Source organism: Inquilinus sp. (assembly GCF_039594555.1).
Taxonomy (GTDB): Bacteria; Pseudomonadota; Alphaproteobacteria; order DSM-16000; family Inquilinaceae; genus Inquilinus.
Genome location: NZ_JBCNNF010000467.1, coordinates 1 through 5,125, shown reverse-complemented (window position 1 = coordinate 5,125; position 5,125 = coordinate 1). Strand labels below are relative to the sequence as shown.

General features: G+C 67.6%; 5 protein-coding genes. 2 read left to right on the top strand and 3 right to left on the bottom strand.

The genetic code is table 11. From position 1 onward, the window contains the following. From ABDW35_RS31820 to ABDW35_RS31810, 3 genes are all read right to left on the bottom strand, one after another. Window positions 1-642, bottom strand: a 642-nt coding sequence (locus tag ABDW35_RS31820; protein WP_343717859.1) for a ricin-type beta-trefoil lectin domain protein, incomplete at its 3' end; no start/stop codon positions are given. 260 nt (window positions 643-902) lie between these two features. Then, window positions 903-2,714, bottom strand: a complete 1,812-nt coding sequence (gene recQ, locus ABDW35_RS31815) for a DNA helicase RecQ (protein ID WP_343717858.1) — start codon at window positions 2,712-2,714, stop codon at window positions 903-905. 118 nt (window positions 2,715-2,832) lie between these two features. After that, complete coding sequence (locus ABDW35_RS31810; RefSeq protein ID WP_343717857.1) at window positions 2,833-3,972, bottom strand: LptF/LptG family permease; 1,140 nt, start codon at window positions 3,970-3,972, stop codon at window positions 2,833-2,835. Window positions 3,973-4,122: 150 nt separating this feature from the next. On the opposite strand from ABDW35_RS31810, the gene ABDW35_RS31805 reads away from it, so the two are divergent. Beyond that, window positions 4,123-4,572 (top strand): RbsD/FucU family protein, encoded by a 450-nt coding sequence (locus tag ABDW35_RS31805; RefSeq protein WP_343717856.1) that lies wholly within the window; start codon window positions 4,123-4,125, stop codon window positions 4,570-4,572. 10 nt (window positions 4,573-4,582) lie between these two features. Continuing rightward, window positions 4,583-5,125, top strand: a 543-nt coding sequence (locus ABDW35_RS31800; RefSeq protein WP_343717855.1) for a PfkB family carbohydrate kinase, incomplete at its 3' end; no start/stop codon positions are given.

The window sequence follows — 5,125 nt, the reverse complement described above, 5'->3', positions numbered from 1 at the left end:
GTTCCCGTTGCCGGCGTGGTGCTGATGGACGACCCAGGAGGCAACCGAGTTGCTGCTCGAATAGTTCGCGTCGAAGACGCCGAAATTGGTCGCCAGCCCGTCATTGTAGCTCGACACGATGGTCGCGCTGGTGCCGGGCGGCAGCGGGATGCTGCCGGACAGGTTGGTCGTGCCCTCCACCGCCTGTGCCGTCAGCGTGAGCGTGTTCGGCGTGCTGTTGGTCACCGTGGTCAGCAGCGAGTCGGGGCCGAAGCCCACGCCCGACCAATCCTGGTACCACATGCCCCCCGCGGGCTCGAGCACCACGGCGGGGAACAGCGGATTGTTCGGCTGGGGCAAGGTCAGCACCTGCCCGGTCTGCTGGCTGGCGATCGTGCCGAAATTGTTCGAGCCGGGGGAGTAGGTCCACAGCTGAGCCTGGCTGCCGGGCTGCAGAGTGTCGACGATCAGAGTGTTGCCCTGGCCGACACTCAGGGCCAGGGCGGAGCTCCAGGCGCTGATGATCTGGCCGTCCGAGGTGAGCTGCCAGAGCTGCGACGGCAGGGACGTGTTCTGGTCGGTCAGAAGGGACGCGCCCGGAGCTGGGGTCCCGGCGATGCTGAGAGCCAGCCCGTTGCCCGGGGTGAAATAGAGAAGCTGCATTATCGGATCCTTCGCGAAAAGCGATGCCCGTCTCGGGCGGTGCCCAAGTCAGAAATGCCAAGTAAGTGGTCTTTTTGATGTCGCCTGTTCAGCTTGTCTGCTTGAAAGCGCAATGAACAACAAAATGAAAATATGAATAACCGGTGACGACATCCAGAATAAAATCTTAATCACATATCGGCGATGGCCAATGAGCTGAGCAGATTAAGGCGGATTTTCGACAATTCTGAAGTATTCGCGAGTAACTCGTCCAGCGGCCGCTACTCGACGTGCTGCTCGATCACCTCGAGGAAGGCGTCGGCGTAGCGCAGCAGCTTGGCCTGGCCGACGCCGGGAATCGACGCGAACTCGGTCATCGACCGCGGCCGGGCATGGGCCAGTTCGGTCAGGGTGGCGTCGTGGAAGATGACATAGGGCGGCACGCCCTGCTCGCGCGCCAGCTCCAGCCGCTTGGCCCGCAGCGCCTGGAACAGCGACGCCTCGGCCGGGTCGTCCGGCAGCGCCCGCACGGCGCGGCCGCCGGATTTGCTCCGCGTCGTCCGCTTCACCGCCTCGCGCCGCAGATGGATCTCCCTCTCGCCGCGCAACACCTCGCGGCAATCGGGCGCCAGGTGCAGCCCGCCATGGCCCTCGGTGTCGACGATCAGCAGGCCGGCCGCCACCAGCTGCCGGAACACCGATTTCCACTCCTGCTTCGACAGGTCGCGGCCGATGCCCCAGGTGCTCAGCTTGTCATGGCCCAGCTGGCGCACCCGGTCGGTCTCGGTGCCGGTCAGCACGTCGATGACATGGCCGACGCCGAAGCGCTGGCCGGTGCGGTAGACGCAGGACAGCGCCTTGCGCGCCAGCTCGGTGCCGTCGAAGGCCTCGACCGGCTCCAGGCAGGTATCGCAATTGCCGCAGGGCTGCGGCAGCGCGTCGGCGAAATACTCCAGCAGCACCTGGCGGCGGCAGCGCACCGTCTCGCAATAGCCCAGCAGGGCGTCGAGCTTCTGTCGGTCGATCTGCTTCTGCCGCTCCGGCGCATCCGATTCCGCGATCAGCCCCTGGATCTTGGCGACATCCTGGATGCCATAGGCCAGCCAGGCATCGGATGGCAGCCCGTCGCGGCCGGCGCGGCCGGTCTCCTGGTAATAGGCCTCCAGGCTCTTCGGCAGGTCGAGATGGGCGACGAAGCGGACATCCGGCTTGTCGATGCCCATGCCGAAGGCGATGGTCGCCACCATCACCACCCCGTCCTCCTTCAGGAAGCGGTCCTGGTTCGCGGCGCGCACCTCTCGGTCCAGCCCGGCATGGTAGGGCAGGGCCTCGATGCCCTCGCCGCGCAGCCATTCCGCCGTGCCCTCGACCTTGCTGCGCGACAGGCAGTAGACGATGCCGGCCTCGTTCGGATGCTCGCGGCGGATGAAGGACAGGAGCTGCTGCCGCGGATTCTCCTTCGGCACGATGCGGTAGCGGATGTTCGGCCGGTCGAAGCCGGCGACGAAGATGCGGCCGTTCTGCAGCTTCAGCCGCTCGGCGATGTCGCGCCGGGTCGGGCCGTCGGCGGTGGCGGTCAGGGCGATGCGCGGCACGCCGGGATAGCGCGTCGCCAGCGTGTCCAACTGCAGGTATTCCGGCCGGAAGTCGTGGCCCCATTGCGAGACGCAATGCGCCTCGTCGATCGCGAACAGCGCCAGCTTGCAGTCGTCGAGCATGTCGAGCAGCCCGTCGGTCAAGAGCCGCTCGGGCGAGACGTAGAGCATGTCGAGCTCGCCGGCCCGCATCGCCCGGGCGATGTTGCGCGATTCGCCGGGCGGCAGGGCGGAGTGCAGCGCCGCGGCCCGGACGCCGAGCTGGCGCAGCGTCTCGACCTGGTCCTGCATCAGCGCGATCAGCGGCGACACCACCACGCCCAGCCCCGGCCGCACCAGCGCCGGCACCTGATAGCACAGCGACTTGCCGCCGCCGGTGGGCATCAGCACCAGCGCGTCGCCGCCGGAGATCACCTGGGACACGATCTCGGCCTGCTGGCCGCGGAAGGCGGTGTAGCCGAAGACGTCGTGCAGGACGGAGAGCGGGTCGCGGGGCATCCCCCGCTTATAGCGGGCGGCGGGCCCGAACCAAATACCCGATTGCAGCTATGCTTTAACCACAACAGGTTGTGGTTTTTCGACTTTTCGCACCCAGCCCTGCGACCGCCGGAAAGCCTCAGGCCGGCGCCAGATCCGGGTTCGCCGGCGCCGCGGTCGGCACCTTGCGGCGGCGTGCGATCAGCAGGATGACGAAGCCGGTGACCGTGGTCAGGACCGGCAGCACATACATGATCGGGATCAGCCCGAGCGAATCGCGGGCGACGCCGGCCACGCTCATGGTCGTCGCCTGCACCGCGACCACGCCGATGGCGGCGATCAGGATGCGGCGGCTCAGGCCGCGGCGGTTGTAGTCGCCGCTCAGGAGCACGCCGAGGCAGAACACGACATAGGCGAAGGGCAGCAGCGGGTCGGTGATGCGCTTGTGCCCCTCCATCACCAGCCGGCCGTAGTTGCGCATGTCGCGGGGAGATGTCTGGTCGGGGTACAGCAGGTCGGGCAGGAACCGCTCCGACGGGGCGCGATAGCTGCGGGCCAGGTCCTCGGCGCCGGGGGTGTTCAGCGGCACGGTGTAGCTGTCGAAGGCCACCGGATCGACCTTGCCGGTCTTGCGGTTGAGCTGCTGGATCACGCCCTTCAGGGCCACGATCCGCGGCCCGTCCTCGCTGTCCTCGACATAGCCGCGATCGGCGATGATGGTGACCGGCTGGTCCTCGTTGTCGGTGCTGTGCACCAGGATGCCGCTGAGGTCCCCGGTCACCGGGTTGCGGTCGCGCACGAACACCGTCTTGTTGTCGCCGATCGCGTTGAACTCGCCGGTCTGCAGGAAGGCGGCCGAGACATCCGACTGGGCGATCGCGGTCAGGTCGCGGAACTCGCGGTTGGCCACCGGCCAGAAGTACAGGGTCATGCTGTAGCTGACGCCGGTGATGATCAACCCCATCAGCAGCCCGGGCAGAGCCAGGCGCAACTGGCCGATGCCGGCGCCGCGCATGACCAGCAGCTCGCCGTCCGACAGCATGCGGTTGTAGACGATCAGGCAGGCGGCCACGACGCCGACCGGCAGCACCGCGATCAGGAACTCCGGCATCGACAGGAAGACGAGCTCGAGGAACAGACCGGCCCCGACGCCCCCATCGACGATCATCTGGATCAGCCGCATCGAGGTGGTGAGCATGATCGCAAAGACGAGGATCACGGTGGCGAGCGCCGTGGCGACCGCGATCTGGCGGAACATGTAGCGGCTGAGGAGCGACATGGCGGCACCGTATACACGAGCCGCGACGTGACGGCCATGTTGCCAAGCGTCGCGGCGGTGATCCAGAATGCCGCGTGCCGAAAAGCACGACAAATCGCGGTGCAGCGCAGCTGCCATGCTGCTTGAGGAAACGCAGGGAAGCTTCTGACAATGCTCAAGAACATCGATCCGATCATCACGCCGGATCTGCTCACCGTCCTGGCCAGCATGGGGCATGGCGACGACCTGGTGATCTGCGACACCAACTTCCCGTCCCGGTCGGTGGCCCAGCACACCATGGTCAAGGCGCCGATCGAGCTGCCGAATGTCAGCGCCGCGCGGGCGGTGCGGGCGATCCTGTCGCTGATGCCGCTGGACAGCTTCGTCGACCATCCGGCGCGGCGGATGGAGGTGGTGGGCCAGCCGGACGAGATCCCGGAGGTGCAGCGCGAGGTCCAGGCCGAGATCGACCGGGCCGAGGGCCGGTCCTGGCCGATGGGCTCGATCGAGCGCTTCGCCTTCTACGAGGAGGCCAAGAAGGCCTATGCCGTGGTCCGGGCCGGGGAGGGGCGGTTCTACGGCTGCTTCCTGCTGAAGATGGGCGTGATCCCGCCGAAGTAGGACCGGACCCATGACTTCGCCGAAGATCGCCGTCCAGGGCGTGTTCGTCGCCGACCTCGCGTTCCGCGCCGCGCGGCTGCCGGTGATGGGCGAGACGCTGCTGTCCAACGGCTTCAAGCTCGGGCCCGGCGGCAAGGGCTCGAACCAGTCGGTGGCCGCCGCCCGGGCCGGCGCCGATGTCGCCTTCATCACCAAGCTCGGCACCGATCCGTTCGGCCAGATGGCCCGCAGCCTCTATGCCGAGGAAGGGATCGATTCCGGCCATGTGCTGACCGACCCCGAGCGCCCGACCGGCGCCGCCTTCATCTTCGTCGACGGCAAGACCGGCGAGAACGCCATCATCATCGAGCCAGGGGCCGCGGCGGCGCTGACCGAGGCGGAGATGGAGGCCGCGGCGCCGGCCATCGCTGCGGCGAAGGTCTTCGTCGCCCAGCTGGAGCTGCCGCTGCCGGTGGTGCGGCGCGGGCTGGAGATCGCCCGGCGGCACGGCGTGACCACGATCCTGAACCCGGCCCCGGCGATGGCTCTGCCGGACGACCTGTACCCGCTGGTC